We start from the raw sequence: 26,046 nt of genomic DNA, 5'->3' as shown, positions 1-26,046 counted from the left end.
TCATCCATTTTTATGATTGAAATGACCTTGTCCGAATGTTATAATACTACCAGCAAACATCCCTGCTCCACGCAAGGCGTGGGGCCGCAGTCCATGGGGAGGAGGTGAATCCCATGCGGGATTACGAGGTGATGTTCATCATCAAGCCCGACCTCGAGGAAGATGCAATGAACGCCATCATAACAAAGTTCGAGGACCTCATCAAGAATGGTGGCGGCGAGATCGAGAAAACCGACAGGTGGGGCAAGAGGCGCCTGGCATACGAGATCGATGGCTCCAACGAAGGCTACTACGTGCTTATCGATTTCAAGGCGGAGGCCGGCGTTGCCGGCGAGCTCGAGCGGGTGCTGAAGATCACGGATGGAGTGGTCCGTTTCCTCATAACGCGAAGAGGCGAGTGATTGGTAGGCGATAGAGCCGGGTATCAATCATCCGTCGCGGCTGAATATCTCTTAAGGGTGGTGCTAGCTCGTGAATAGGGTGGTGCTCGTTGGGAGGCTCGCAAGAGACCCCGAGTTGAGGTACACGCAGAGCGGGATACCAGTTGCGAATTTCACCATCGCCGTGAACAGGCCTTTCACCAATCAGCAGGGTGAACGCGAAGCGGACTTTATCGATGTGGTAGTGTGGCGGGCACAGGCCGAGAACTGCGCGAACTACCTCACAAAGGGGAGCCTTGCCGGAGTCGATGGCAGGCTGCAGGTGCGATCCTACGAAACCCCTGAGGGCCAGAAGCGCAGAGTCACCGAGGTTATTGCCGACAGGGTGGAATTCCTGGGCAGGCCACGGGAGGGCGCCGCGGGCCCGAGTCCGGGTCCAGGCTTTACGCCTGCTGAATCACCCGACGAGAATGAAGCCGCGATGCCGCCCGAGGATAATGAAGTCCCATTCTGAGACCGAGTCGGAGGTAAAATTGGAGGTAGTTGAATGAGACGAGAGAGGGGCCGAAGGGCAAAAAGGCGAGTCTGCAGTTTTTGCGTCGATAAGATAGAAAGCATAGATTACAAGGATACGGGAAGGCTGCGCAAGTATGTTACCGAGAGAGGGAAGATCCTGCCAAGGCGTATATCTGGAAACTGCGCGAAACACCAGCGACAGCTGACCATCGCAATCAAGCGGGCGCGTCATGTAGCGCTCCTTCCTTTCACCGCTGAATAGCAGGAATAACGTGGCGTTGTATATAATTGGCAGCGTGATACGGTAGAGTGTGATGCGGTGTTACGTATTATATTTAAGGCATGCACGTTTCTACGATTGTAGGATGTCTGGCATGCAGATGTACGGCATGCACATCATGCACATATAGAATGTGCGGTATGCATAGAGGGAAGCAAGGGTATTATTCGCTTGCTTCCCTTTTGGTGTTTGCCGAAATTCCAGCAATTGTTTTAACCGATCGGGTTCGATCGTGAAGGAGAAAGAGCCGGCGTTGACGAACATATTGAAGGACTTGAAGGCGGTGTACCCGATCTACCTCCTGCAACGTTGACTTCTGAGTGAGGGAGGGATTCCCTGTGAGTTTTTCAGGCCAGCCCGGTGAGCGGCCCGGTTACGAAGTGGATATAGCTCGAGGCGTCAAGACCATAGAGTGGCTCAGAACCGAACTGGTCAGCAATGTTTCTTCGCTTTTTAGAGGGATGTTGAAAAATAATGAGGATATTATAGCTGAATCCCTTGCAAATCTGGTCATCGGGTGTTATCTTTTAGGAAGGCGCCTCGGGGTGAGTTTTGCGTCTCTTGATGCTAAGATCGAACACATGGCGAGGCTCAACGTGGATAATGACCACGAGGTCGAGAGGTGGTACGGGGATTTCTCCGCCTTTCTGGACCACATCAAGGGAAGAAAGAAGTAGGGGATCCAAGTGGCAGGTATAGACGGGCATGGACCAGCAGGCGGGCGCATGTCCACGCGGGCGTTGGTCGAGGGCGCCCTCCTCACCGCAATAACTATACTATTTTGCGTCCTGGACGCCTACATTCCCATATTTGCGCTTGTATACCCGGTCCCCATAGTGGTCCTCGTCGTCAGGCGAGGGGTGAGGGCGGGGGCCCTCGCGACGTTCATCGCCGTATTGGGGACGAGCGCTCTTACGGGTCCGCTCCAGGGTCTGACGGTGCTGGCCAAGGTCGGTATAGTGGGGATAACCCTTGGTGCCTGCCTCAACCGGAGGCTATCTGCGGCGCGGACCATAATTCTCACCGGCGTGGCTGTCGTGGTTTCGGTCGGCCTGACCCTCGCAGTCTCCATCCTGGTGTTCGACTTTAACCTCGGGCAACTGACCCAGGCTGTCGAGGAGGGGCTCAGGCGCTCCATTGATATTTACAGGTCGATAGGTCTTTCGCAGAAGGACCTCGCCATGCTCGAGCAGAACCTCCGGCAGCTCGTCGATATAATGAAGATGACGCTCCCGGCTGCGATGTTTCTTGCGGTCGCGATGATATCCTTTATCGACTTTACCATAGCCCGGCTTGTGTTGAAGAGGCTCGGGCACGAGGTAGCGTCCCTGCCCCAGTTTTCACAATGGCGAATACCCTGGTACTGGGGCTGGGGCTATATCGCCGGCGGCGCTATAATGCTCCTTGGACAGGGGCACAAGATGGATCTCGCGTTCAAGGCCGGTCTTAACATAATGACCGTTTTCTCTTATGTTTTTCTTATTCAGGGATTGGCCCTCGTCTGGTTTTTTATGGATAAATACCGTGTTTCCACGGCCATGAGGGTGCTCCTGGTCTTCTTCATAATCATAACCAGGTTTTTGTCGCAGCTGCTGGTGTGGGTGGGGCTATTTGATGCATGGCTCGACCTCCGGAAGCTGGCGCGCAAGTAATAACAAGTAATAATATACATGGTAATAGATAAATAGATGAAGGGATATGAGGATGGTGATGACCGGTGAAGGTGATCCTGACGCAGGATATCAAGTCCCTTGGGAAGGAGGGGCAGATGGTTGAGGTTGCCGAGGGGTACGCTCGTAACTACCTCTTGCCCCGGGGATTTGCAAAAGAAGCCTCAAAGTCCAACCTGAGAAGCCTGGAGGAACGCAATGAGATGTTGCGTCGCAAAGAGGCGAGGCTGGCGGAGGAGGCGCGCAGGGCAGCAGAGAAGCTCGAGACAGCTACTATCACTATACAGGCCAAAAGCGGCGAGGGAGGAAGGCTGTTCGGCTCTATCACGGCCAAGGATATAGCCGATGGCATAAAGAGGGTTCTTGGTGTGGAGATTGACAAGCGAAAGATCGAATTGCCCGAACCGATCAAGGTTACAGGGGCGTACAGGGTGCCGGTCAGGCTTCATCAGGACATTGCCTCCAGCATCAAGGTGGATGTCGTGGCCGAGCCCAGGGGGGATTAGGGTTTCTATGAGGGGTTTCATGAAAAAGGTCTTCAAGTTTGTAAACCGGGATATAAGCGAGAAATTAACCGAGGATGAGCAGACCAGGAGGCGGGTTACAGCGCTTTTTGGCCTCCTATCCAACATTTACGGCTCGGATAAGCTCGTGCTGAAGGCGGGAAAGCTGGAGGCTTTAAACCTGATGAGGTCAGGAGCCCTGGGGGAGAAGGTCCTGGCCCTTCAGAGGCTAGTTTATGAGGATCCAACTATAGATGAGGTGCCCGGGATGGAGGCCATTCCCGGGATCATCGACGAGATTGAAGAGGAGATCGCTGACATCGTTGCCCGGCGAACGTTGGAGGATAGGCTTGAGAAGAAGATCGCCGAGAAGATGCAGCAGCGCCACGAGGAATATGTTCGCGAGATCAAGATGCAGATTCTCAAGGAGGATACAGGTCCGGACAATGCTCAGACCCTGAAGAAATACGCTGAGCTTGAAAAGCTTGAGCAGGTGAAGCTCTCCAGGTCGGTTCTGGAGGTCCTCAGGCCGAGCAGCTTTGATGAGGTGGTGGGCCAGGAGAGGGCGATAAAGGCCCTGCTATCCAAGATCGCATCGCCTTTTCCCCAGCATGTGATCGTTTACGGCCCTCCGGGGGTCGGGAAGACCACCGTTGCCCGGCTCGCGCTGGAGGAGGCGAAGAAGCGCAAGCATACCCCGTTCGATAGGAATGCAAAGTTTGTTGAGGTGGATGGGACAACCCTGAGATGGGACCCGCGCGAGGTTACAAACCCCCTGCTCGGTTCGGTTCATGACCCGATCTACCAGGGTGCCCGCCGGGATTTCGCGGAAACAGGGGTGCCTGAGCCCAAGCTCGGGCTCGTTACGGAAGCCCACGGAGGGGTGCTGTTTATAGATGAGATAGGGGAGCTTGAGCCCCTGCTTCTCAATAAGCTTCTCAAGGTGCTGGAGGACAAGCGGGTGATGTTCGACTCGGCCTATTATGATCCAAATGACCCGCACGTGCCGAAGTACATCAAGAAGCTCTTTGATGAGGGCGCTCCGGCGGATTTCATCCTGATAGGGGCGACCACGCGCGACCCCATGGAGGTCAACCCGGCGATCCGTTCGCGCTGCGCCGAGATATTCTTTGAGCCCCTGACCGCGGCCCATATCCGCGAGATTGTGGAGAAGGCCGCAAGCAAGCTCGGGGTCGTGTTGGGGGACAGGGTTGCAGATATAATCAGCGACTATACAATTGAGGGCAGGAAGGCCACCAGCATCCTGGCCGACGCGTATGGGCTCGCCGTCTACCGGGGGGGCGGCAGGTCTGACGACAAGAGGGTCAGGGTCACGGAACAGGATGTGTGGGAGGTCATCCAGATGGGAAGGCTCGCACCATATGTGACCGTGAAGGCCGGGGATGCCTTTGAAATAGGACGCGTGTTCGGGCTCGGGGTGAGCGGATTTGTAGGTTCTGTTGTGGAGATAGAGGCGGTTGCCTTCCCCGCCCGCGAGAAGGGGAAGGGGCAGATCAGATTCAATGAAACGGCCGGGAGCATGGCGAGGGATTCGGTATTCAATGCTGCCTCGGTCATACGGAAATTGACTGGAGAGGATATCGGCGATTATGATATACATGTGAATGTGATTGGAGGGGGGCAGATCGACGGCCCTTCGGCAGGGCTTGCAGTTTTAATTTGCATCCTCAGCGCCCTCCAGTCGAAACCCGTTAGGCAGGATGTCGCAGTAACCGGTGAGATATCAATACAGGGCCGTGTGAAGCCGGTCGGCGGGGTTTTTGAGAAGATATACGGGGCGAAACAGGCCGGTATGAAAAAGATTATCGTGCCCCGGGAGAATGCAAAGAATGTGCCCGGTTTTCTCAAGGGCGTCGAGGTTGTGCTGGTGGGCTCCGTCGAGGATGCCTTGCCTCATGTTTTTGCAGCTGAAGCTGAGGCCGACAGGATTTCGAGCCCGGCCATGTATGAGGCACGGCCCTTTATCAGGCGGTGGGCATCGAATAATACGGCAGGGTGAGGCCCATACTATCCATACCGACCTGGAAATGCCGTTATCAATTACCATAATTATGATATATAACGAACTACGGAGGCAGGGGGTGAATATATGGCTGTTGCAGGGGTAGACAGGATTCCTCCGCAGAATATCGAGGCCGAACAGTCTACCCTCGGCTCCATGCTCATCAGCAGGGAGGCAATTGCCAAGGTATTTGACGTCCTGGCTCCAGAGGATTTCTACAAGGATGCGCACAGGATCGTTTTCGAGGTTATAGTCTCGCTCTTCGACAAGGGTCAGCCCGTTGACCTCATAACTGTGACGGAACAGCTGAGGCAGAGAGATGCCCTGGAGCAGGTCGGCGGGGTATCATACCTGACGGCCCTCGCTAACACCGTGCCGACTGCCGCTAATGTTGAATACTATGCAAAGATCGTAAAGGATAAATCCATCCTCCGTTCCCTTGTGGTTGCAGGAACGCAGATCGCCGCGCTCGGCTACGAGGGCGCCGAGGATGTTGAGCTCGCGCTCGACGAGGCTGAGCAGGTAATATTCAGGATAGCCCAGAACAAGCCGAGCGAGGGTTTTGTTGACATCAAGACTGTATTAATCGACACCTTTGAGCGGATAGAGTACCTTTATAACAATAAAGGCGGGGTGACCGGGGTTTCGTCGGGTTTCACCGATCTCGACCGCCTCACATCGGGGTTTCAGCCCTCTGATCTCATAATCGTCGCGGCCCGGCCGAGCATGGGCAAGACTACTTTTGCGTTAAACATCGCGGAGCATGTGGCCATAAACGAGAAGATCCCGGTTGCAGTCTTCAGCCTGGAGATGTCAAAGGAACAGGTGGCGCAGAAGATGCTCTGCTCGGCAGCTGGCGTCGACAACCAGGGGTTGCGGACAGGCTTTCTCAAGGACCCGGACTGGGCCAAACTCTCGATGGCTCTCGGCAGGCTCAGCGAGGCGCCCATATTCATCGATGATAGCGCGGGTATTTCCATCATGGAGCTCCGCGCGAGGGCCAGGCGTATGAAGATCCAGCACGGCCTGGGCATGATCATCGTCGACTACCTCCAGCTTCTCCAGGGGAGGGGAAGGATTGAAAACAGGCAGCAGGAGGTATCGGAGATTTCGCGGGCGCTCAAGGCCTTGGCCAAGGAGTTGAATGTGCCCGTTATGGCCCTGTCCCAGCTCAGCCGCGCAGCCGAGCAAAACCCGCGGGCCTTGCCGCGGCTCTCGAACCTGAGGGAGTCGGGTGCAATCGAGCAGGATGCCGATGTTGTGATCTTTCTCTACCGCGAGGATTACTACGAGCAGGAGAGCGAGAACAAGGATACGCTGGACGTGATCATAGCAAAACAGCGTAACGGCCCCACCGGCTCGATCAAGCTTTACTTTCAGAAGGAGTTCTCGAGGTTTAGCAACCTGGAGCAGAGCCGCAAGTCATAGCGGGCGCGGGTCCGGATCTGAGTCTGGGTCTGGGGCCCGGGTTTCGGGTAAAGTCATTTGGAGGTGGATTCGATTGCCTACAGTAGCCGTCGTTGGGACTCAATGGGGAGATGAGGGGAAGGGCAAGATAACCGACCTTCTTGCCTCGCGCGCGGATGTTGTGGCGCGCTACCAGGGTGGAAATAATGCGGGTCATACTGTCAAGGTGGGCGATGATATATTCAAGCTCCATCTCATGCCCTCAGGCATTCTTTATAAGGGGACCACGTGCGTCATCGGTAACGGGGTCGTTGTCGACCCGGCGGTGCTGATCAAGGAGATGGACTCCCTCACGCAGAGGGGGATCGATGTGAGCGGGCTCCGCATAAGCGGCAGCGCCCATGTTATCATGCCCTACCATAGGCTCCTGGATAAGCTGGAGGAGGAGATGCGCGGTGGCGGGAAGATCGGCACGACGGCGCTCGGGATCGGGCCGGTCTACACCGATAAGATTGCGCGTAACGGCATTCGCATCATGGACATCCTGGACAGGGACGCCTTCAGCGACCGGCTCGACGTTGTGCTCAAGTTGAAGAATACCGTGCTTCAAAAGGTCTATGGGGTCGAGGGTTTCACGAAGGAGCAGATCATGGAGGAGTACTTGCCTTACGCCGAGCGCATAAGGGGTTATGTCGCAGACTCCTCCATCCTGGTAAACGACGCGATCGATCACGGCAAGAACGTCCTCTTCGAGGGGGCTCAGGGGACCCTCCTCGATGTCGATCACGGGACCTATCCATATGTCACCAGCTCCTGGCCGACTGCGGGGGGAATCGCGGCGGGGCTTGGCATCGGCCCGACCAAGATCAATAAGGTGATTGGTGTTGCAAAGGCGTATACCACGCGCGTCGGCGGAGGGCCCTTCCCGACGGAGCTTTCCGGCCCGGTCTGCGACACCATAAGGGAGCGGGGCCAGGAATATGGCACCACGACAGGGCGGCCGAGGCGGTGCGGGTGGTTTGACTCGGTGATCGTGAGGTACGCGGTGCGGGTGAATGGGCTGAGCGGCCTCGCCATAATGCACCTCGACACGCTCGCCGGGTTTGCGAAGGTGAATATCTGCACGGCATACCGTTGTGATGGAAGAGTTGTAAGGGATTTCCCGACGAGCCTCCGCGTGCTGGAGAGGTGCGAGCCGGTTTACGAGGAGCTCGAAGGCTGGCCGGAGGGTTCCTGCGCAGTGAGGCGTTTTGAGGACCTGCCCGGCGCCGCCAGGGCTTATTTGAATAGAATCGCGGAGCTCACGGGCGCCTCCATCGCCATCGTCTCGGTGGGCCGCGGGCGCGAGGAGACGCTCGTCCTGGACGAGCCGTTTGCCTGAGCGTTCCCGAGTTATCCTCCACTTGTAGCCGCCTCCGCGGCGTTGCTGGCTTAGATTTCCCCGGCTTGCGGCAGGAGTCCGGGCATTTATGTCGAAAGTACATTTGCGCCGAGTGAGGCGAAGGTATGGATTATGGTCATGACGAAATCATAAGTTGAGTAAGTAATGAATAAAGGCAGCGGCAAGAGATTGGAGATCATGCGCATCGCGGTCATAGACGGCCAGGGTGGCGGGATAGGCAGGGGCATAATCGAAAAGCTTAGAAAGGAGCTTCCCCCGGAGCTGGCAGGGCGGGTGGAACTCGTTGCGCTCGGCACCAACGCCCTCGCCACCGGGGCGATGCTGAGGGCCGGGGCCGATGAAGGAGCTACCGGCGAGAACGCCGTGGTTCAGACGGCCGAAGCCGTCGACCTGATCCTCGGGCCCATCGGGATCGTGTTGGCGCACTCCATGCTCGGGGAATTGACCCCCAGGATGGCGGAGGCTGTTGCCAGGAGCAAGGCGAGGAAATTCTTGATCCCCATCAACCGTTGCAGGGTTGATGTTGTCGGGGTGCAGTCCGAGACTCTCCCACGGCTGCTTGATGCGCTGGCGCAGCGGGTAAGGGAATTCCTGCAGGCGGAGCAGGCGGAGACGGGAGCGAGGGAGGGTTAAGGGCGCGGAAGGCAAAGTAAGGTAAAGTGAGGACGCGAAAAAGATGAATACCGGGAATGATAAGGGCCATGAAGGCCTTCATCCCGCCACAGGATGGCGGGCGAGGCTTCATGGCCTTTTTGTATGCCTTTCTGTATTAAGAATCAAATTTAGAAGAGTGGAGGCCGGTGACATGGTAGAGGTAAAGGTCAATCCTGGGGCTCGCTCAATTCGTTCAAAGACCCGTAATCTCGTCTGGGGGGCGTTGTTCATTGCCCTTGGCATCGTGCTGCCTATAGCATTTCACGCCATTGGGGCGGGGCCTGTGTTCCTGCCCATGCACATACCGGTTCTCCTCGCAGGCTTCTTTGCTGGCCCGGCCACCGGGGCGGCGGTGGGATTCCTGACGCCCATCTTGAGCGCGGTTTTCACAGGGATGCCCCCACTCATGCCGCCCGTTGCCCAGATGATGATGGTTGAGCTGGCGGTTTATGGGTTCCTGACGGGATTCCTGTATGGCCGGCTCAGGCAAAATGCCATTATCTCCCTCGTATGTGCCATGTTTGCCGGCCGCATCGTCTACGGGGCGCTCGGGGCGTTTATCCTCCCACTGTTTGGCCTCAAGGCGATCCCTGTTTTCTACCCCATCACGCTCGGGGTGGTCAAGAGCTTGCCGGGGATACTGATTCAGCTGGTCCTCATACCGACGGTTATCTACCTTGTAGAGGGAAACGCGAGAGCCAGCACCCTCCTTTCCCGGGACTATCCCGGGGATGGCGGCAAAGCGGGCGAATGAACCCTATATTCCGCCTGGTGGGCGCGACCTTAAGGGCCATAGCCGTAAGGGATGGAGGAGCCCCGGCGCTGAAGAGCGCCGGGGCTCTCTTTTGCTTCCTCGTCATAGGTGCAATCATAGGTGCAGTCTCAAAGCAAATAAATATAAATATGATATGAGGAGAAGAGATATGAGGCCAGGGGAAGGGCGAGGAGGTGGTGTTTGAATGGGTGTAAAGGGTATAAAGGTGGGTCCAGGCGGCCTACAGATTGATGATGAGTATATGTGCCTCTGCAGCGGCGCGATGGACTACTGGCGCATCGAAAGGGGGCTATGGGGCGATATCCTGGATAGCATCGCGGCGATGGGCTTTAGGATGATCTCGACCTCCATACCCTGGAGCGTACATGAGGTCAAACGCGGGGAATTTGATTTCGGCGGGAACGACTCGCGAAAGGATATTGACGCATTTCTTTCTCTCGCGGAGGGGAAAGGCTTTAAGATTCTAATCAAGCCCGGGCCACACGTGCGCGGCGAGTTGACGTTCAGGGGGTACCCCGAAAGGGTTATCCTCGACCCGGAGTGCCAGGCTCAGGCGGCCAGCGGTGTTGTAGCGATTCTCAACGATCCACCGAAACAGTTCCCGGTGCCGAGCTATGCGAGCGATAAATTCTACATGGAGGTTGGCGTCTGGTTCGATGTCCTGGCACCCATCATCAGGAGGCACATCCACCCTGACGGGGGCGTTATCGGCATCTGGATTGACAACGAGATGAGTTACCTGTCGAGGTATTCTACTTACGATCTTGATTACTGCCCTGCTTCTATCAATCTTTATCGCCAGTTCCTGCTTGAGAAATATGGTGGCAGAGGGAATCTGGAGAGCCACGGCGGCCCCTATTCTTCATTTGAGAAGATCCGCCCGCCAGTCGATTTCGCGCCGGGATCTAAAAAAGATATCCCATACTACTTGGATTGGGCGGAGTATAAGGAATATTACCTCCTATACGGGCTGAAACGAATAGCCCAGCTCTGGAGGGATAGGGGCATTGGCGGCGACGGCCGGGTGGCCTTGATGCATAACTATCCTGTTGCCTTGGCCAGGACCCCGTTTAACATCCCTGCAGCCGAGGGGGTTTTAGATATCCAGGGCGCAGGTGTTTATCCCCTTAGGGAAAACTATTGGGCGATCCGCGAACAAGCGATCTTTGCCGCTGAGACGAGCCGCCTTCCCTTCGCAGCTCAATTCAGTTCTGGGATTCGGGCGTGGGCCGACCGGCCGCCCCTGGTCGAGGATGTGCGTTTCATCGCGCAAGCCTGCCTCATGCACGGCCTGAAGGCGTTCGACTTCCACATGATCGTGGAGAGGGAGCGCTGGACCGGCTCTCCCATCGCAAGGGATAACCGCATCCGGCGCGAACTCTTTGACTTTTACACCAAGTTCAACGGTATCCTGCAGGACCCCGACCTCGCTCTCGCAGGTCTTCGCAGGCGATGCGATATCCTTTTGCTTGGAGCCAGGGAATATGATCGCCTCGAGGCGAGTGCGCAGCTCTTGTGCCTCCCACGGGGGTACATGGGCGCATGGGATGAGCTTCCTGTTGAGGAGCTGGTCGCCGGGGAATCAATGGATTTCAGGGATGTTATTCAAGTCGAGAACAAAAATTGGTGGAAGGCATATTATGAAGCTATGGTGTTATTTAAGCACGCCTTTGGCCTAGGAGACACGGCGATGCTCCTGGAGGGCGCCCCGGGGGAAAGGCTGCGAGGCTATAGAGCCATAATCACACCAACCTTTGACTTCCTGGGCGGGACCGTCCAGGCGGGGTTACTTGATTACGTCCAGCATGGAGGGGCGCTCGTCATCGGGCCGCGCATACCATGGCTAAACGAGCGGATGGAGGAATACCGCGGCTACGCAGATATCCTCCCCGGACCGGTCAGGTTTGCAGGCGATGTGGAGGTTGACGGCTGTAACCTCAGGCAGGTCGATATTTTCGGCGATAGCGACGGGGTGACACCCCTGCTCAAGGCCGGAGGGGAGACTATAGCATATCAGAAGCCGCATGGAAAGGGTGTGATCTGCGTCCTGGGTTTCTTGCCGCCCCTTATCAAGGATGTTAATGATGCCGCCTGTTTCGGCAGGCTTCTGGATCGCGTGCTTGGCGCCCTGGGGGGTCCCAGGCCCATCAGGTGCGACGCCCCGGAGATCGATGTGGCGATTCATGATTCAGTTCAGGAACCTCTGGCTGTCGGTGCTGATGCTGATGCTAGTGCGGGCACTGGCGCTGGTGCCGGCTCTGATGCCGTCAAGGCAGCTAAATATAGGGCTATAGCATTTGCCGCGAATCCGACCCCGGAGGAGAAGGAGGGATATATTACTATTCAGGGGGCGCGGGAGATCTCGGATATCTGGGCCGGGGGCGCGCTAAGGTGCGACCGCGATGGCGGTTTCAGGGTGAAGCTCAGCCCATATACGGTGAAGATCTGGGGGTGCGTTAAGTAGTGCTGGACCGGAATGTGACAATGTTCGACATTGACTATAAACAGTGGAGGCGCCTCTACGACCTGATCTGGGGACCATACAGGGGGAGGCCGCGCGTTTATGTGCTCCATGATGGCGGCAGGGTGAGAAAGGTCTACCATTCCGTGTTGGGAATCCTCCCCACATCAGGGGTCAGCGTCAGCGACCCCGAGTCGTGCGGGAGGGAGCTGGCGGAGGAGTATAACGCGGACGAGACGGTGATCATCGAGCGCAGCAAGCTGCAGCAGCTCTATGCCTCATGGGAGAAATCATTCAAGGTGGACGAGGATTTTGATGACTATCTGGTCTGGTTCTTCAACATGATCGGGCAGGCGCAGGACGATGGGGCGGTTTATATATACACGAGGGAATCAAAGGAAGCAAAGCCCCGCGGGATAACGTATAATGGGTTGAAGAACGTCCTCGTGCGCGTGCCTGACGGCAGGACGGCGGTGCTCGCGATCTTTTCGGGCAGGGAGATCTGGGCGAGCCTGATCGTCGGCAAAGCCGGCGGCCGGGTCAGCCTGGTCACTACCACTGATTCCCTGGTCGCCGACGGTCTTGTGATAACCGAGTGGAAGAAGAGCTATAAGGATATCCTGCGGCTCGTCCGGGCGAAATTCGGCTGGCCCTACCTCGGGATATTCACGACCAGGGAGGAATTCGAGCGAATCTGGTGGGCGAAAGACCAGGCGGCCGCGGCAAGGCAGGCCTTTTTTAGAGGAAACCTCATCCTCGACCCGTTGCCCCTCGAAGTTAATTTCATGGCGGCGCTTCCCTCTTCCTTCTTTTTCATTTGATTCTATCTTACGGGTGATTCTACCTTACGTGAGTCTGTAGATTTGAGTCTACATGTTTATTTAAGGTTACATAGGGTTGAACATGAGCCTCTTGCATATATCTTGCATGTATATGGAATCGTAGATATACCATCTCTATTTAGGTTAAGCATGCATGGTATGACACAATTTGTGGGGTGACACGTCCCGGGTAAACGTTTATCATAGGCCTGGGGTGGGCTTGGTTATAGCTCTCGAGCGATGGCACCATCCAGGTGTGGATTCGCAGGTGCAGAGTCGCATATTCATGCTTTGAGGTTGAGTCTGAGTTTGAGAAGGAGGAGAAGCTTCTGATGCAGAGACAGCTGCGAAGGCGATTCAGGTTTCTAACAGTCCTCGCGATGAGCCTGCTCATCGGGGGAATGATGGCCCTTTCAGGCCTGGCATCCGGCGAGGAGCGTTATTCTTCGAGTTCTTCGTTTTCATCGATATTTCACCCATCATACAGGGCGCCCCGTCCCGATACTGGGAATGTAAATGTAGGGGAGCCCACCAGCAACAATGTGTTCACCGGGCAGGTGGCCCTCGACTGGCAGGCCCTGGGCAAGGCCCAGATGCGGGCTTACAGGGGTCTTGATTCGTGGCGCCTGGACTCGCTCGAGGTCGCCAGGGAGGAAGGCAAGGCTTACGGCTTCGACCCTGAAAACGACAAGTTCGTGCTCGTGGATAAGATAGATAAGGGCCAGTGGTCTGGGACGGGCGAGGCCAAAGTCGCGGTGCTCCATGGCGGCCGATTTTTTGAGATCGGCCTCATCCAGCCGTTCGGGCCTGATGCCTACGCGATCTGGACCATAAATTCCATTCGCGAGCTAACCTGGGCGTCTGATTCCGAGGAGCTGGCCATCATAGGCAAGATCCTGGCGGAATCCTTCAACCCGGGCATGCCGGGCGCGCCTGGAAACCCCACTCCCGGGAGGGGCGATTCCTGGCAGGGAACGAAATACTATCGCGTACGCCAGGGTGACACCCTGTGGATTATAGCTCGTAAGAGTGGAACCACAATATACAGGTTGAAACAGCTCAATCCCGGCCTGTGGAGCGATATCCTCAAGGTCGGGCAGGTTATAATCATCGACACGTCGAGCGCGTCAGGTTGGAGAGATACCGGGTCGCCATCCTGGTGGTCGGGTAGCGAGTCCAGCATCATCTACGTTGTGGAGCCTGGAGACACGCTCTGGCAGATAGCGGTCAGGTATAAGGCCTCAATCCAGAGGATTATGAACTGGAACGGCATCACCGATCCAAATGCACTATGGGTTGGGCAGAGGCTCGTCATACCTGCTAATTAAGGTCCGGGCGTAACAGCCACCCTATTTCGCGGCGGCCGGCCGGTCATTGATCCAGGCCAATCTATCTGTTGCTTTCGATCGATCCCGATTGGTCTCAATCGACCTGGCCGACTGGCCGCGCGACCCGCTGGCCAGCTTGCCCCCGGCCCACCCCGCCCTTCCTTTTATCTCGGGCCTGCTCTCTCTTCCTTTATTTCGGGCCCGTGACCAACAGGAGCCCGCATATGATCAGGATGCCGCCGATCAGTTGCTTCCATGAAGGATCCTCCCCCAGGAAAAACATGGCCATAGCCATCGTGACAAGTGGCGACGTCGACATGACGAGCATAACCGGCCCCGCATTGCCCCGCTTCAGAGCTGCATAGTATGCAAGATCCCCCACCAGCGTTGCCAGGATGGCCTCGAGGGCGATAAAGAAGTAGGACCGGGGCAGGACGTACTTGAAGACGCCGACGTGACCGCTTATGAGAAGCCAGAAGATGACCATTAATCCGGCCATGAGTGTTCTCACGCATAGGGCGGACAGGGCATCGACCCGCGTAAGACCCAGCTTGCCGAAAATCGGCGCGACCCCCCAGCAGAAGGCCCCGATCAGGGCCAAGAGCACTGTAGACACGCTTTACCAGCTCCCTAACCCCTCTAAAAAGAATGATACTGGCAGCCAGGGCATGTTAGAACTGTTTTCATAAGGCTGAGGCCGGTTCGATTATGTTCTATATGTAAGGCTTATAAGATTTATGGATATGGGGCTTATGGGGCCGAGAACGGTTATCAGGTTGGGGCCAGGATAGGTAAAGAACGCCACGCATATATTTATTTTAAAAATGCTTGGGGGAGTCGTGGAAGATGAAGATTAGATTAGCCTGGGCGGCAGTGTTATTCGGGCTTTCCATGGTCTACGCCATTTATAGCCAGCTCGCGGTCCGGGCCAACTCCGAACTCCGGGAGGTTCTCACACGTCACATAACCATGGTCTTGAGGGCCAGGACGGACGCTTTGCTTACTGGTGATGATGAGGCTATCAGCAGATTTTATGATACTGAGACAAGATACGGCCGATGGGCGCTTGATCACGAGACCCGTCGGATAAAATATGTCAAGGCATGGTCAGCCGGGAGGGGGATACGCTTCACCGGCGCTGAGTCGAATTTCAGGATACAGGGCGTAGAGTCGAGGGGCGATAGCATCTGGGTTTACCTCACGCAGGATATAGCGTTTAGATATTCTTATGGGGATAACCCTTGCGATGATATGGCGAACGTGGCGCCCAATGGGCCGGTGCCGGTGGCTGACGGTTTCAAGATCGGGACCCGTCATACCATGGAGTTCGTCAATAAAAACGGGACGTGGCTGATCAAGCGGGACTGGTACACGGATCCCCTCGATGAGGATACCCTCGTGCCCGAGGTTAGGCCGGCGGACAGGCCTGACTCCCCCTCCCCGCCAGGTCCGGGCCCTAAACTTGCTCCGCCACTCTCATCAAACCCTCCTTCGCAGGGAAAGAACCCCACCACAAACCTCATTGGAGGGGGGAAGCAGCCACCCGCCGGGCTGCCCTCCGGCAAATATAATCGTGAGGCTGCGGTCGCCTATGCAGATAAATACTGGCATGAATACAACCCGAAATACAAGGATTGCACGGGGAATGGCGGGGACTGCACCAATTTTGTATCACAGGTGCTGGGCGATCCCGAGGCCGGGGGCCTCTCCGCGGATTGGACCTGGTACTACAGGTGCTCGCCGCTCAGCGGGGGCGGGAGCAAGGCCTGGGTCCAAACGGAAAGCTTCGCCAGCTACCTCCTTTATAGCGGGCGCGCGAGACGGGTCGCTCGAGGGGGCTGGCATGACGTTATCCAGCAAGGGGCTCTGGAGGAACTTCAAAAGGGCGATCTCATAGGCTATGAGGAAAAGGGGCGCATTGAGCACTTTGCGATTGTTACCGGGAGGGATTCCCGGGGGTATGTGCTTGTAAACTCGCATACCGCCGACCGCTATCACGTGCCCTGGGACCTGGGATGGGATCGCCAAACCATATTCTGGCTCTTACATATAACTGAGTGATCGAGTGATGCCCCCCTACCCGATTCAAGCCGGGAGTGCTAAAATACTATATGGGACTAATAAGGAACTAGCCAGGATGGAACCAACTGGGCTCCCATCTCGTTTAATAATGGGGGTATATGTATGCGACGCGGATATCCATCCCAGCATATCTATTCCAGGTGGGAGGGAGCAAGGTGCAGACTGGACTCAACCCTGACCGGACCGTTCTGAGCAAGGGAAAGACCCCCCGCGGGATTGAATATCTCATTGTTGAGGAACCTGCTGCCGGAGAAGGATCTGTTGCCGGGGAACCTGGCACCAAGGCTGTCAGCAAGGGGACTGGCACTGGCGGGACTCCGCGTTACCGCCTCGAGGAGTTCGGATTCGAGCACGAGCCCAAGAAGCGAGTGCTGATCGAGCTTGTACGCAATCTTGAGAAACGCCGAGACGAGATCGAGGGCATCTCGGTCGAGGGCTTCATAAGGCCGCTTGGGGTCGAGAATATAGGGGACAAGTACTATATAAAGACCGATCCCTATGAGGGCGAAGCGCTCGACGGTTACTTGGGGCACGCTGCGCCTGACCCGGAAAGGTCTGTAAAGTGGATGATATCCATCGCCCGGGTTATGGATGAATTCTCCAGAGGAGGGAAACCCCTGCATGGGCCCACCCTCGAAAGCGTGATCATCAGGGATACAGGGGAAGCAGCGCTCCTCGACCCGTATACTGCCGGGATCCTTGCGCCTTACCGCCCGGGCCGCAATATCCAGGGCCGCAATATCCAGGATAACTTCAACCCGCCGGAGGTGATCAGGGGCAAAGCCTGGACGCCAGCTCAGGACCTGTTTGCCGCGGGCGTGACCTTTTACTTCATGCTCACGGGCAAGCTCCCCTTTGATGACCCTGAGCCCAAGATGATAACCGAAAACATCCTGGAGCGCAAGCCCGCTGACCCGCGATACCACAATCCCGATATATCGGGGGAGATTGCGGAACTGGTTATGTCTCTTCTGGAGAAGTCCCCGGAAGGGAGGCCCAAATCCCCCGGCGACCTTCTCGAACGCTTGCGCAAAATCGAACAAGCCGGGGCTTTCCACGCGGGTCCGGATGAGCAGGCTGATATTAAGAAGAAGGCGGAGTCCTTTGCTAGGGCACAGAGGGTTGATCGTGTGATGCGTTCCCTCCGGATGAGGGCCGGGTTGATAGCCGGGGTGATCGCGGCCGTTCTCGTTGTAATCTACCTCTTCCAGGGCGGCAAGACCCCGCCCGTCATAACGGCGAAGACGCCGCCGGAAAAGGTGGTGGCCCTCTACTACCAGGCGATAGATAACCTCGACCCGCAGCTCCTCGATGAGGCCATTGATTCAAAGGCGGGCAGGAATGTCATCAGGTGGGTGACGAATCTCTACGTCATAAACAAGGTGAATATGGGGATGATGCTCCAGGCCGGGCGCGCTCCGGGCCAAGGGGGGGCTTCGCCCGCTGGCCCTGCCGATTCCGTCGGGGCGAAGGCCGGGGCTAAGACTCAGGCCGGGGCTGGGACCGGGGCTGGGGCTGGGGCCGGGGGCGAGGGCGCGGCGGGGCCGCCGGTGCAGCAGGTGCTGGACCCTGTTAAACTCACGGACCTCAGGATCACCAAGATATCCGAGACGGCTGAAGAGGTGAGGTTTGGGGCCACCTACTCCCTTACGCTCCCATCCGGCGAGGGAGAGGTAACCCAGAGACATCGCGATCTCTTGACGCTGCGGAGGGTCAGGGGGAAATGGAAAATAGTCGAGCTCAAAGAGGAAACAGAGGGCCAGAGATAGAATCAACTGGGGTGGGACCGACTATAGAAGCACCAAGAGCTGGAGGATGGTAATTATGACTTCATGCAGGGCCCTGGTTGGCGTAACCAAGTGCGGAGATCCCAATGACTTCGGGGCGGTGCTCAGGTCAACCGGTGACCTCCTGGACCTCATCGGCGGCATCAGGTCGATCGTGAGCCCGGGCGACATCGTCCTTTTGAAGCCCAATATCGGGTTCAAGAAAAACCACCTGACAGGTGCAACCACGAATCCCGGTGTGGTCAAGGCCCTGTCGATCCTGGTCAAGGAGGCGGGCGCCCGGAAGATCATCATCGGCGAGGGGGCGATCGTCGGGACATCGACGCGAGACGCCTTTGAGGCGAATGGGTATTACGCCCTCGCCGGGGAGCTCGGGGCCGAGCTCCTGGACTTGAAGACGGCCGAAATGGTTGCCGTGCCTGTGCCATGCGGCCGGGCCTTTCACAGGCTTCATGTGCCCCGGGCTATACTGGAGGCGGATGTGGTAATCAACCTCCCCGTTATGAAGACCCACGATGCCCTTCCCGTGACGCTGAGCCTTAAAAATATGAAGGGCATCATACGGGAACAGGATAAGAAGCGGTTTCACAAGTGGGGCCTCTCACAGGCCATAGTGGATCTCAACAAGATCGTCTGCCCCGATCTCACGGTCCTTGATGGCACGATCGGCATGGAGGGCCTCGGGCCAGCCCACGGGGAGCCTGCGAACCTCGGGGTTATGGTGGCGTCGACGGATACCGTTGCCGCGGATGCCATCGGATCTTTGATCATGGGGATCGACCCGGGCGAGGTTGAATATATCGGGCTCGCCGACGCCCAGGGCCTGGGGTGCGGCGACCCGGGGAAGATCAAGGTCGCCGGCGTGCCGGTTTCGGAGATTGCCCGCAAGGTCAGGCGTCATGTGTTGGACTTCAGCGATCTCATTGCTAAGGGCATATATGTGCATGAGAGCGGGGCATGCAGCGGCTGCCGGCATTTCATGGAGACCTTTATATCGAACCTGGAGCGTGAGGGGGAGCTTGAGCTCCTCAGAGGCAACACCATAATGTTTGGCCAGATGGCTGGCGCGACAAAGCCGGATGGGGTGAAGGGCAGGCTGATCCTGGTGGGCAGCTGTATGAGGGATGTCGCCGCCGCGGCGCGCTCCGCGCAGTCCCAGGAGGTAACCTATATTCCCGGTTGCCCTCCTCATGGCCGGGATGTCAAGGACATGCTCAAGTAGCTTGGATAACATGGGGGGTTGCATGCCTGTCCGGGCGTGCAACCCCATCCACCCTGTATACCTAGCGTCCGCATCTAGACCGAGCCACGAATCCGATGCCGAATCACGGACCCGATCCGGACCTAAACCAACTTTTCGAAGAGATCCTTTGTCGCCCCGCACTGCGGACAGACCCAGTCCTCGGGGAGATCTTCAAACGGCGTTCCCGGGTCGATGTCGCTGGAGGAGTCCCCTTCCTCCGGATCGTAGATATACCCGCACACAGTACACTCCCACCTGTCCATGACGCTGATACCGCCCCCATTCGTCTTTCATTCTCCCGGATTTGTACCTGCATCTTCCTGGATTTGTGTTGAAAGATTCGACGCGGCTGACCCGTTTTCCTCCATCATCACCTCCATCACCTCCCGCCTCATCTTGGTTTATTCAAATATTATATCGCCGAAGAACGACGGTGCGTGGAACGTGCCCGGCGTAAAGGCCCAGCCGCTGAATTCCTGCAGCCGGAGCATCGTCCTGTTGAAATTTGCGCCCCATATGGTCCCGGCGGTGGGACGAGATTTCGCAATCTCATCGATGGGTATGGCCATCTCCATGACCCAGCCATCTCCTGTTGTGGAAGCCCTTGCGCGCCATGTCCCGTTCCAGGATGGGCCTGTTCGCGAGTAGCTGTCGTACTGGGTCCCGAAGAGATTCACGGCAAAGTGGTAATAAAAGCTGTGAGTATGAGCCGGGTCGAGGAAGACCTCCACAGAGTCATCGTAGAATACAGGTCCATCCCGTGATGTGACCGACGCGCTGATGAGATCCGGCCTCTCATCCGCCATTCTGAGGGCGATGTAGAGCCTGGAATCGTCGTAACATACAGCGACGGAGGTTTGCTCCCGGGCGTCTCCCTCACCGGTGATCAACTTGAAGCCCGACTGCCACCCGGCCAGCTGCCATGCCTCATCGTCGAGCATACCGTCGATGACAGGAGGGGTGGCGACTCGAATTGCTTGTATCATGCGCGGCGGCTCTCCCTGGCGTTCAAAGGCTTCAGAAAAGGGACGGTTCTGGGGAAGATTACCTGGAGTGCCTACCTCTGCGGTTGCGGTCGCAAATGGACCGGCCTTCAGGGCGGCCAGGCTTTCATCGGTGAGGTAGGGATAGGCAAAGATGACAACACCGCCTGCGCCCTGTTCGAGCGCGGAATTCACCTGGGCCAGCAACCCCTCGGGGCCGGAGAGGCCAAACCCCTGGATACCTGCATAGACCGGGACCGCCCCCCGGGAGAAGTACTGCGACCAGGTCAAGAGCGCCTTCATCTCGTTCGGCCTCGAGCTATATGTCATTGGAATGAGCATATCGACATAGCCCCTGCTCGCCCACTCCGGCCAATCCTGGAGAAGGCCCGAGTTCAGCTCGATGGGCATCCCCCGGGGCGCGATCGCGCACGAGAGCCTCGCGCCGGGCTTTGATTGTCTCAGTTCCCCGGCTATGGACCTGACCACCTCGGTTACAGCATCCGCCCTCACCTTGTTCCACAGCTTATATCGCTCCGGGTCGGCTTCGGGATCCAGGTCGAGCGGGTCGACACCATATTTTGCCTTGAAGTCCTCGCGATGCTCCGGGCTATAGCAGAAGTCCCCCTGTATGGGGTCGGGGTACCTGATGTAGTCGAGGTGGACCCCGTCTATATCATACTTCCGGGCGACCTCCTGAACGAGCCTGGTGTAGTATTCGCGGACGCCGGGATGCATCGGGCATACCCAGTAGAACCTGTTTACCCCTTGCCTGTAACCTATCTCACCCTGCCTGTTGATCGCAGCCCACTCGGGGTGCCTTCCCAGAATCGGTCCCGGGGTATTGAGCCCGACATAGAACATGCTGAACCAGGCATGGACCTCGATAGAGAACCTGTGGGCTTCATCGATCAGGATCGCGAGAGGATCCATCCCTGAGAACCTCGGCATCTGGGGCTGTATGCCCTCAGAGGCGGCGGTCCCTGAGAAAAAGATAGTGGAGCCCTGGTAGAGGACCTCGGGGAAGATCATATTGAAGTTGGCATCCTTCAGGCGCCTGACCATGGCCCGGATAGCATCTGGGTCGGAAGGGATGCTCTTCGCGTCGATCCAGATGCCGCGCGCAACGGCCGCGGCTGTGGGGGCGCCCGCCCCTGCCTGTAAAGGGTTTAAAGGCTGGGATTCCTGCGCGTCGGCTGGGTCGCCCAGTGATAGGGGTAGGTGCAGGGTGGACATAAGGATGAGTAGGAGGATGGAGAGAATGGAGATAATGATGATGCCTCTACCTGTAGTCGGTGCTTGTCTAAGGAGTTGTTGGGGCTGTTTAAGCAAATCGGCTGCACCTCGCGATTTTAAGGTATTACATTCCAGAGGCTATAAAATCTAGCCTGCGCGATAGGGTATTGTATAAGTCGCATAACAAAGGAATTCGCCGCGATATCGTCGAATCCTGTCGGTCACGCGTCGATATGAAGATGTCAGCAGGATGCCTTAGAGATTATGGAGTGGCCCGTCTACCAGCTTTTACATACTTTTACATAATGTTAACACCGCTGCAATTGGTCCGTAACAGGGGGCTTGTAAGATAAAAAGCGTAGTGGGCAATACGAAGGCTGCAAGATTTCAGGAGGAGGGAAATTAAGTGCTCAACACGAGAAACAAATGGTTGGTCCTGCTTATGTCGATCCTCTTGGTGGGAGTGCTGGTCGGCCCCGTTGTGCAGATCGAGGCGCGAACCGTGGCCCTGAACGGGGCTGGCGCTTCGTTCCCATACCCCTTGTACAGCAAGTGGCTTGATGAGTACCGCAAGGTCGATCCAAACGTGGCTATTGATTACCAGTCCATAGGCAGTGGCGGCGGCATCAGGGGCATCCTTGAACAAACGGTGGACTTTGCTGGGAGTGATGCCCCAATGACAGACGAACAGCTGGCCAAGGCCCCGGGGCAGATTTTCCACATCCCAACTGTAATGGGCGCTGTAGTAATTACTTACAACTTGAAGGGCGTTAAGACCGGTCTCAAGCTGACACCCGACATTTTGGCCGACATCTTCATGGGCGAGATAACGAAGTGGAGCGATAAGAGGATTACCTCCATCAACCCCGGCGTTGATCTACCAGCTCAGCCGATTGTCGTCGTGCACCGCTCCGACGGAAGCGGCACCACCAACATCTTCACGGATTACCTGAGCAATGTCAGCAGCACCTGGAAGACAAAAGTTGGGAAAGGCACATCTGTAGAATGGCCTACCGGTATCGGGGCCAAGGGTAATGAGGGCGTATCCGGCGCTGTTAAGCAAACTCCGGGTGCTATCGGCTACGTCGAACTGGCCTATGTCATTCAAAATGGTTTGCCATATGCCTTCCTGAAGAACCGGGCTGGCAAATTTGTAGAGCCAACCCTCGAGACCACCACCGCTGCTGCTGCAGGTGCAGTCTCCAACATGCCGGAAGATATGCGGGTTTCCATCGTCAACGCCCCTGGCGAGGACGCCTACCCTATCGCTGGCTATACCTACCTGCTGGTTTACAAGGATCAAAAGGATAAAGCAAAGGGTACCGAACTGGTCAAATTCCTGTGGTGGGCCATTCACGACGGTGAAAAATTTGCCAAGGAGCTGCTTTACGCCCCGCTGCCTGACAACGTAGTGAAACTGGCCGAGAAGAAGATCAAGCAGATTAATTACAGGGGCGAGATTCTCCATAAATAAAATAAACAAACCAATAACAATGACTAAGGTTTTGACATAAAGTGCCAAAGGATGCCAGTTGCCTGATAGTTGGTGGTTTGTTGCGGCCATCCTGCCAAGTATATTGCCATACGAGATTTCGAAGCTGGCATTCTATGGCACCTTATGTTAAAACCTCAGTAACAATGATTAACTGGTTGACGTTAGAGCTACTACTTTAGAGCTATTAAAGCTGTTGATATGATCATATGGAATCAAGGAATCAGATATGGACAATCAGATATAGACAGCCAGATATAGATATAAGATATAGACCGTATAACCGTATGGCTTGAAGGGGAAGAGGATCCCGGAATCGCCCGGGGCTTCCCCTATGCCCGTTTGTTTACACAGTTACACAGCTACGCTGCTAGATTTCGTTTCGTTCGAAAGCTCGAAATTCGGAAGCTCAAAAACAGTGCGGAGGATGATTTCTGGGAGGATGCTTTTTGATGGAAAAGAAAAGCTATAAAGCGTGGTTAGAAGGGGATATCGCCTTCCGCGGTTTCGCCTACCTTGCCGCCTTGAGCCTGGTGGGCGTAGTCCTGGCCATCCTCTGGGTGCTTGTGGAGGGGGCGCAGCTCACCTTCACAAAGTTTGGCCCGGGATTTGCCCTGGGCTCCCGCTGGGACCCTGTCCATGGAGTATTCGGCGCTTTGCCGCTGGTTTACGGCACGGTGGTGTCATCATTGATTGCCCTTGCGATAGCGCTCCCGCTGAGCCTGGGTATCGCCATCTACCTGACGCAGCTGGCTCCTCACTGGTTACGAGGCCCTGTATCATTCCTTGTGGAGCTTCTAGCAGCTATTCCCAGCGTGGTATATGGCTTGTGGGGGGTATTCGTCCTTGTGCCCTGGGTGCGGTCGTCTGTAGAACCGGTCCTCGGGAGTGCCCTTGGTTTCTTGCCCCTCTTTAAGGGTGCACCCTACGGTTTCGGCATGCTGGCTGCCGGTATCATCCTTGCAATCATGATCACGCCTACTATTTCCGCGGTTTCCAGGGAGGTGCTGCTGGTAGTGCCCCGCTCCCAGCAGGAGGCCATGCTGGCCCTGGGGGCTACCAGATGGGAGACCATACGAATGGTGGTCTTGCCTTACGGACGGTCGGGTATCCTGGGAGCGGCAATCCTGGGACTAGGGAGGGCCCTGGGCGAAACCATGGCGGTCACAATGGTTATCGGCAACCGCCCGCAAATCTTTCCATCGCTCTTTGAACTCGCCCAGACCATTGCCAGTATCATCGCCAACGAGTTCAGTGAGGCCTTCAACGATTTACACTTATCGGCACTGGTAGCTGCAGGATTGATACTTTTCGTGATTACGCTGCTATTGAACATCATGGCCCGGCTGCTGGTATGGCGAGTGGCCAGGGTGCCCCAGGGGGTGACCAGGGAGTGAGAATAGGGCGCAATCAGCGGAGAAGGATAGTCGACCGGACCATGGGGGTCCTGTCGGTGCTTGCTACAGTGGTGGCGCTTATCCCGCTTGCGAGCATTTTAATCTATGTTTCTGCCAAGGGATTGTCCGCCATTAGCTGGGATTTTTTCACCAAGCTCCCAAAGCCGGTGGGGGAACCCGGGGGCGGGATGGCTAACGCAATTGTTGGGACCATGATCCTCGTAGGCCTGGCATCGGCCATGGGCATCCCTATAGGGATCCTGGCAGGCATCTATCTGGCCGAGTTTGGTCGGGGCCGTTTGGCCTGGACCGTGAGATTTATCTGCGATGTGATGACCGGGATCCCCTCCATCATCGTTGGGATAGCGGTTTACGGTACCATTGTCGTGGCCATGAAGCGTTATTCCGCCATCGCCGGAGGGGTGGCCCTGGCGATTATCATGCTTCCCCTGGTGACCAGGACCACCGAGGAAATGTTGAAGCTGGTACCTAATAGCCTCCGGGAGGCCTCGCTGGCGCTGGGCGCGCCCCAGTGGCGAACCGTCGTTAGCGTGGTGCTGCGCAGCGCGGCCGGCGGGATCATTACAGGTGTTATGCTGGCGGTGGCCAGGATCGCCGGGGAAACCGCGCCGTTACTCTTTACCGCCCTCAGCAGCCGCTACTGGCACACCGGGCTTGACCAGCGTATAGCCTCCCTTCCGGTATACATTTACACCTATGCCACCACGCCTTATGAGGACCTGCACCGGTTGGCCTGGGGTGCAGCTCTGGTGCTGCTGGCCTTGGTTCTGGTTACAAGCATGGCTGCCCGGGTGGCGGGTAGGCGAGCCAGCGGGGGGAATAGGGGATGAACGTAAAGTTGCTTGTAGAGGAATTTAGCGCCTGGTATGGTAAGAATCAAGCAGTGAAAGACGTGACGTTGCCGGTGCCCCTTCACCAGGTTACCGCGATCATCGGCCCGTCAGGGTGCGGCAAGTCCACCCTGATCCGCTGCCTCAATCGCCTCCACGAACTGCTTCCGGGAACCCGCACAAAGGGCAAGGTAATGCTGGATGGCCAGGATATTTACAGTGATAATATGGACCTGGCCGAACTCCGCCACAGGATAGGGATGGTGTTTCAGAAGCCCAACCCCTTTTCGACGATGTCCATCTTCAACAATGTAGCCGCAGGGGTGCGGGTAAACGGGCTGAGGCCGGGTCCAAGGATGGAGGATATAGTGGAGAAAAGCCTGCGAATGGCGGCGTTATGGGACGAGGTTAAGGACCGGCTTCACGAAAGTCCCTACAATCTATCCGGAGGCCAGCAGCAGCGGCTATGCATTGCCCGTGCCCTGGCAGTGGAGCCGGAGGTGCTGCTGATGGACGAACCGTGTTCTGCCCTGGATCCGGCCTCCACCCTGAAGGTCGAGGAGCTCATCGCCGACCTGAAGTCCAGGTACACCATCCTGATGGTTACGCATAACATGCAGCAGGCGGCCCGGGTCGCGGAGTATACCGCATTCTTCTTGAATGGACAGATGATTGAGTACGGCCTCACCACGGAGATATTCACCAACCCCAAAGATAAGAGGACCGAGGATTATATCAGCGGGCGCTTCGGATAA

The 26,046-nt window shown here is 56.7% G+C and carries 25 protein-coding genes; 22 read left to right on the top strand and 3 right to left on the bottom strand.

Translation table 11 applies throughout. From position 1 onward, the window contains the following. Positions 1-113 precede the first annotated feature (113 nt). The 15 genes from HPY71_07835 (at position 114) to HPY71_07765 (ending at position 14,220) form a co-directional block, all read left to right on the top strand. Positions 114-401, top strand: coding sequence for a 30S ribosomal protein S6 (locus tag HPY71_07835; protein ID NPV53419.1), 288 nt, complete (start codon positions 114-116; stop codon positions 399-401). Between the two features lie 70 nt (positions 402-471). Beyond that, entirely contained in the window at positions 472-894 is a 423-nt protein-coding gene (locus tag HPY71_07830) for a single-stranded DNA-binding protein (GenBank protein NPV53418.1), read from the top strand. A 33-nt stretch (positions 895-927) separates the two neighbouring features. After that, complete coding sequence (locus HPY71_07825) at positions 928-1,158, top strand: 30S ribosomal protein S18 (GenBank protein NPV53417.1); 231 nt, start codon at positions 928-930, stop codon at positions 1,156-1,158. 398 nt (positions 1,159-1,556) lie between these two features. Beyond that, positions 1,557-1,853 carry a hypothetical protein gene (locus HPY71_07820; GenBank protein ID NPV53416.1) on the top strand — a complete coding sequence of 99 codons (297 nt, stop codon included), beginning with the start codon at positions 1,557-1,559 and terminating at the stop codon, positions 1,851-1,853. 9 nt (positions 1,854-1,862) lie between these two features. Next, complete coding sequence (locus HPY71_07815) at positions 1,863-2,828, top strand: YybS family protein (GenBank protein NPV53415.1); 966 nt, start codon at positions 1,863-1,865, stop codon at positions 2,826-2,828. Positions 2,829-2,893: 65 nt separating this feature from the next. Next, positions 2,894-3,352 carry a 50S ribosomal protein L9 gene (locus tag HPY71_07810; GenBank protein ID NPV53414.1) on the top strand — a complete coding sequence of 153 codons (459 nt, stop codon included), beginning with the start codon at positions 2,894-2,896 and terminating at the stop codon, positions 3,350-3,352. A gap of 7 nt (positions 3,353-3,359) precedes the next feature. Beyond that, positions 3,360-5,369 (top strand): ATP-dependent protease, Lon family, encoded by a 2,010-nt coding sequence (lonC, locus tag HPY71_07805; GenBank protein NPV53413.1) that lies wholly within the window; start codon positions 3,360-3,362, stop codon positions 5,367-5,369. Between the two features lie 90 nt (positions 5,370-5,459). Continuing rightward, positions 5,460-6,800, top strand: coding sequence for a replicative DNA helicase (gene dnaB, locus HPY71_07800; GenBank protein ID NPV53412.1), 1,341 nt, complete (start codon positions 5,460-5,462; stop codon positions 6,798-6,800). A 73-nt stretch (positions 6,801-6,873) separates the two neighbouring features. Further along, a complete protein-coding gene (locus HPY71_07795; protein ID NPV53411.1) occupies positions 6,874-8,160 on the top strand; it encodes an adenylosuccinate synthase in 1,287 nt (428 codons plus the stop codon). A 198-nt stretch (positions 8,161-8,358) separates the two neighbouring features. Next, the gene (locus tag HPY71_07790; GenBank protein ID NPV53410.1) at positions 8,359-8,814 is read left to right on the top strand and encodes a DUF3842 family protein; all 456 of its coding nucleotides are present in this window, start codon (positions 8,359-8,361) and stop codon (positions 8,812-8,814) included. Positions 8,815-8,986: 172 nt separating this feature from the next. Next, positions 8,987-9,589, top strand: coding sequence for an ECF transporter S component (locus tag HPY71_07785; GenBank protein NPV53409.1), 603 nt, complete (start codon positions 8,987-8,989; stop codon positions 9,587-9,589). Next, positions 9,586-9,747, top strand: coding sequence for a hypothetical protein (locus HPY71_07780; GenBank protein ID NPV53408.1), 162 nt, complete (start codon positions 9,586-9,588; stop codon positions 9,745-9,747). The genes HPY71_07785 and HPY71_07780 overlap by 4 nt, the downstream gene beginning before the upstream one ends. Before the next feature lie 47 nt (positions 9,748-9,794). Further along, positions 9,795-12,074: a hypothetical protein gene (locus HPY71_07775; GenBank protein ID NPV53407.1), complete on the top strand. Its 2,280-nt coding sequence runs from the start codon at positions 9,795-9,797 to the stop codon at positions 12,072-12,074. Next, a complete protein-coding gene (locus HPY71_07770) occupies positions 12,074-12,892 on the top strand; it encodes a hypothetical protein (protein ID NPV53406.1) in 819 nt (272 codons plus the stop codon). Before HPY71_07775 ends, HPY71_07770 begins: the two co-directional genes overlap by 1 nt. A 332-nt stretch (positions 12,893-13,224) precedes the next feature. Continuing rightward, positions 13,225-14,220, top strand: coding sequence for a LysM peptidoglycan-binding domain-containing protein (locus HPY71_07765; GenBank protein NPV53405.1), 996 nt, complete (start codon positions 13,225-13,227; stop codon positions 14,218-14,220). A gap of 190 nt (positions 14,221-14,410) precedes the next feature. Here HPY71_07765 and HPY71_07760 read toward each other — a convergent pair whose 3' ends face one another. After that, complete coding sequence (locus HPY71_07760) at positions 14,411-14,827, bottom strand: EamA family transporter (GenBank protein NPV53404.1); 417 nt, start codon at positions 14,825-14,827, stop codon at positions 14,411-14,413. Between the two features lie 239 nt (positions 14,828-15,066). Here HPY71_07760 and HPY71_07755 point away from each other — a divergent pair, with 239 nt between their 5' ends. The 3 genes from HPY71_07755 to HPY71_07745 all read left to right on the top strand — a co-directional run bounded on the left by HPY71_07755 (position 15,067) and on the right by HPY71_07745 (position 19,311). After that, complete coding sequence (locus tag HPY71_07755; GenBank protein NPV53403.1) at positions 15,067-16,281, top strand: amidase domain-containing protein; 1,215 nt, start codon at positions 15,067-15,069, stop codon at positions 16,279-16,281. A 176-nt stretch (positions 16,282-16,457) separates the two neighbouring features. Then, complete coding sequence (locus HPY71_07750) at positions 16,458-18,071, top strand: hypothetical protein (GenBank protein ID NPV53402.1); 1,614 nt, start codon at positions 16,458-16,460, stop codon at positions 18,069-18,071. Between the two features lie 55 nt (positions 18,072-18,126). Beyond that, positions 18,127-19,311 carry a DUF362 domain-containing protein gene (locus tag HPY71_07745; GenBank protein ID NPV53401.1) on the top strand — a complete coding sequence of 395 codons (1,185 nt, stop codon included), beginning with the start codon at positions 18,127-18,129 and terminating at the stop codon, positions 19,309-19,311. 122 nt (positions 19,312-19,433) lie between these two features. On the opposite strand, the gene HPY71_07740 is transcribed toward HPY71_07745, so the two are convergent. Next, the gene (locus HPY71_07740) at positions 19,434-19,595 is read right to left on the bottom strand and encodes a rubredoxin (protein ID NPV53400.1); all 162 of its coding nucleotides are present in this window, start codon (positions 19,593-19,595) and stop codon (positions 19,434-19,436) included. A gap of 138 nt (positions 19,596-19,733) precedes the next feature. Then, positions 19,734-21,551 (bottom strand): family 10 glycosylhydrolase, encoded by a 1,818-nt coding sequence (locus HPY71_07735; protein NPV53399.1) that lies wholly within the window; start codon positions 21,549-21,551, stop codon positions 19,734-19,736. Positions 21,552-21,993: 442 nt separating this feature from the next. Between HPY71_07735 and pstS the strand changes: the two genes are divergently transcribed. The 4 genes from pstS (at position 21,994) to pstB (ending at position 26,046) form a co-directional block, all read left to right on the top strand. Further along, positions 21,994-23,025, top strand: a complete 1,032-nt coding sequence (gene pstS / locus HPY71_07730) for a phosphate ABC transporter substrate-binding protein PstS (protein ID NPV53398.1) — start codon at positions 21,994-21,996, stop codon at positions 23,023-23,025. A 470-nt stretch (positions 23,026-23,495) separates the two neighbouring features. Continuing rightward, on the top strand, positions 23,496-24,440 hold the full coding sequence (gene pstC / locus HPY71_07725; protein NPV53397.1) for a phosphate ABC transporter permease subunit PstC: 945 nt from the start codon (positions 23,496-23,498) through the stop codon (positions 24,438-24,440). After that, positions 24,398-25,291, top strand: a complete 894-nt coding sequence (gene pstA, locus HPY71_07720) for a phosphate ABC transporter permease PstA (protein NPV53396.1) — start codon at positions 24,398-24,400, stop codon at positions 25,289-25,291. Before pstC ends, pstA begins: the two co-directional genes overlap by 43 nt. Then, a complete protein-coding gene (gene pstB, locus HPY71_07715; GenBank protein NPV53395.1) occupies positions 25,288-26,046 on the top strand; it encodes a phosphate ABC transporter ATP-binding protein in 759 nt (252 codons plus the stop codon). Before pstA ends, pstB begins: the two co-directional genes overlap by 4 nt.

It is taken from the genome of Bacillota bacterium (assembly GCA_013178125.1).
Taxonomy (GTDB): domain Bacteria; phylum Bacillota; class SHA-98; order Ch115; family JABLXJ01; genus JABLXL01.
This window is presented reverse-complemented; position numbering and strand designations above follow the sequence as displayed.

Coding starts and splice junctions, on each gene's coding strand:
- HPY71_07835 (NPV53419.1), top strand. CDS start 114: ATGCGGGATTACGAGGTGATGTTCATCATCAAGCCCGACCTCGAGGAA.
- HPY71_07825 (NPV53417.1), top strand. CDS start 928: ATGAGACGAGAGAGGGGCCGAAGGGCAAAAAGGCGAGTCTGCAGTTTT.
- lonC (NPV53413.1), top strand. CDS start 3,360: ATGAGGGGTTTCATGAAAAAGGTCTTCAAGTTTGTAAACCGGGATATA.
- dnaB (NPV53412.1), top strand. CDS start 5,460: ATGGCTGTTGCAGGGGTAGACAGGATTCCTCCGCAGAATATCGAGGCC.
- HPY71_07790 (NPV53410.1), top strand. CDS start 8,359: ATGCGCATCGCGGTCATAGACGGCCAGGGTGGCGGGATAGGCAGGGGC.
- HPY71_07785 (NPV53409.1), top strand. CDS start 8,987: ATGGTAGAGGTAAAGGTCAATCCTGGGGCTCGCTCAATTCGTTCAAAG.
- HPY71_07780 (NPV53408.1), top strand. CDS start 9,586: ATGAACCCTATATTCCGCCTGGTGGGCGCGACCTTAAGGGCCATAGCC.
- HPY71_07775 (NPV53407.1), top strand. CDS start 9,795: ATGGGTGTAAAGGGTATAAAGGTGGGTCCAGGCGGCCTACAGATTGAT.
- HPY71_07765 (NPV53405.1), top strand. CDS start 13,225: ATGCAGAGACAGCTGCGAAGGCGATTCAGGTTTCTAACAGTCCTCGCG.
- HPY71_07755 (NPV53403.1), top strand. CDS start 15,067: ATGAAGATTAGATTAGCCTGGGCGGCAGTGTTATTCGGGCTTTCCATG.
- HPY71_07745 (NPV53401.1), top strand. CDS start 18,127: ATGACTTCATGCAGGGCCCTGGTTGGCGTAACCAAGTGCGGAGATCCC.
- HPY71_07740 (NPV53400.1), bottom strand. CDS start 19,595: ATGGACAGGTGGGAGTGTACTGTGTGCGGGTATATCTACGATCCGGAG.
- HPY71_07735 (NPV53399.1), bottom strand. CDS start 21,551: ATGTCCACCCTGCACCTACCCCTATCACTGGGCGACCCAGCCGACGCG.
- pstS (NPV53398.1), top strand. CDS start 21,994: ATGTCGATCCTCTTGGTGGGAGTGCTGGTCGGCCCCGTTGTGCAGATC.
- pstC (NPV53397.1), top strand. CDS start 23,496: ATGGAAAAGAAAAGCTATAAAGCGTGGTTAGAAGGGGATATCGCCTTC.
- pstA (NPV53396.1), top strand. CDS start 24,398: ATGGCGAGTGGCCAGGGTGCCCCAGGGGGTGACCAGGGAGTGAGAATA.
- pstB (NPV53395.1), top strand. CDS start 25,288: ATGAACGTAAAGTTGCTTGTAGAGGAATTTAGCGCCTGGTATGGTAAG.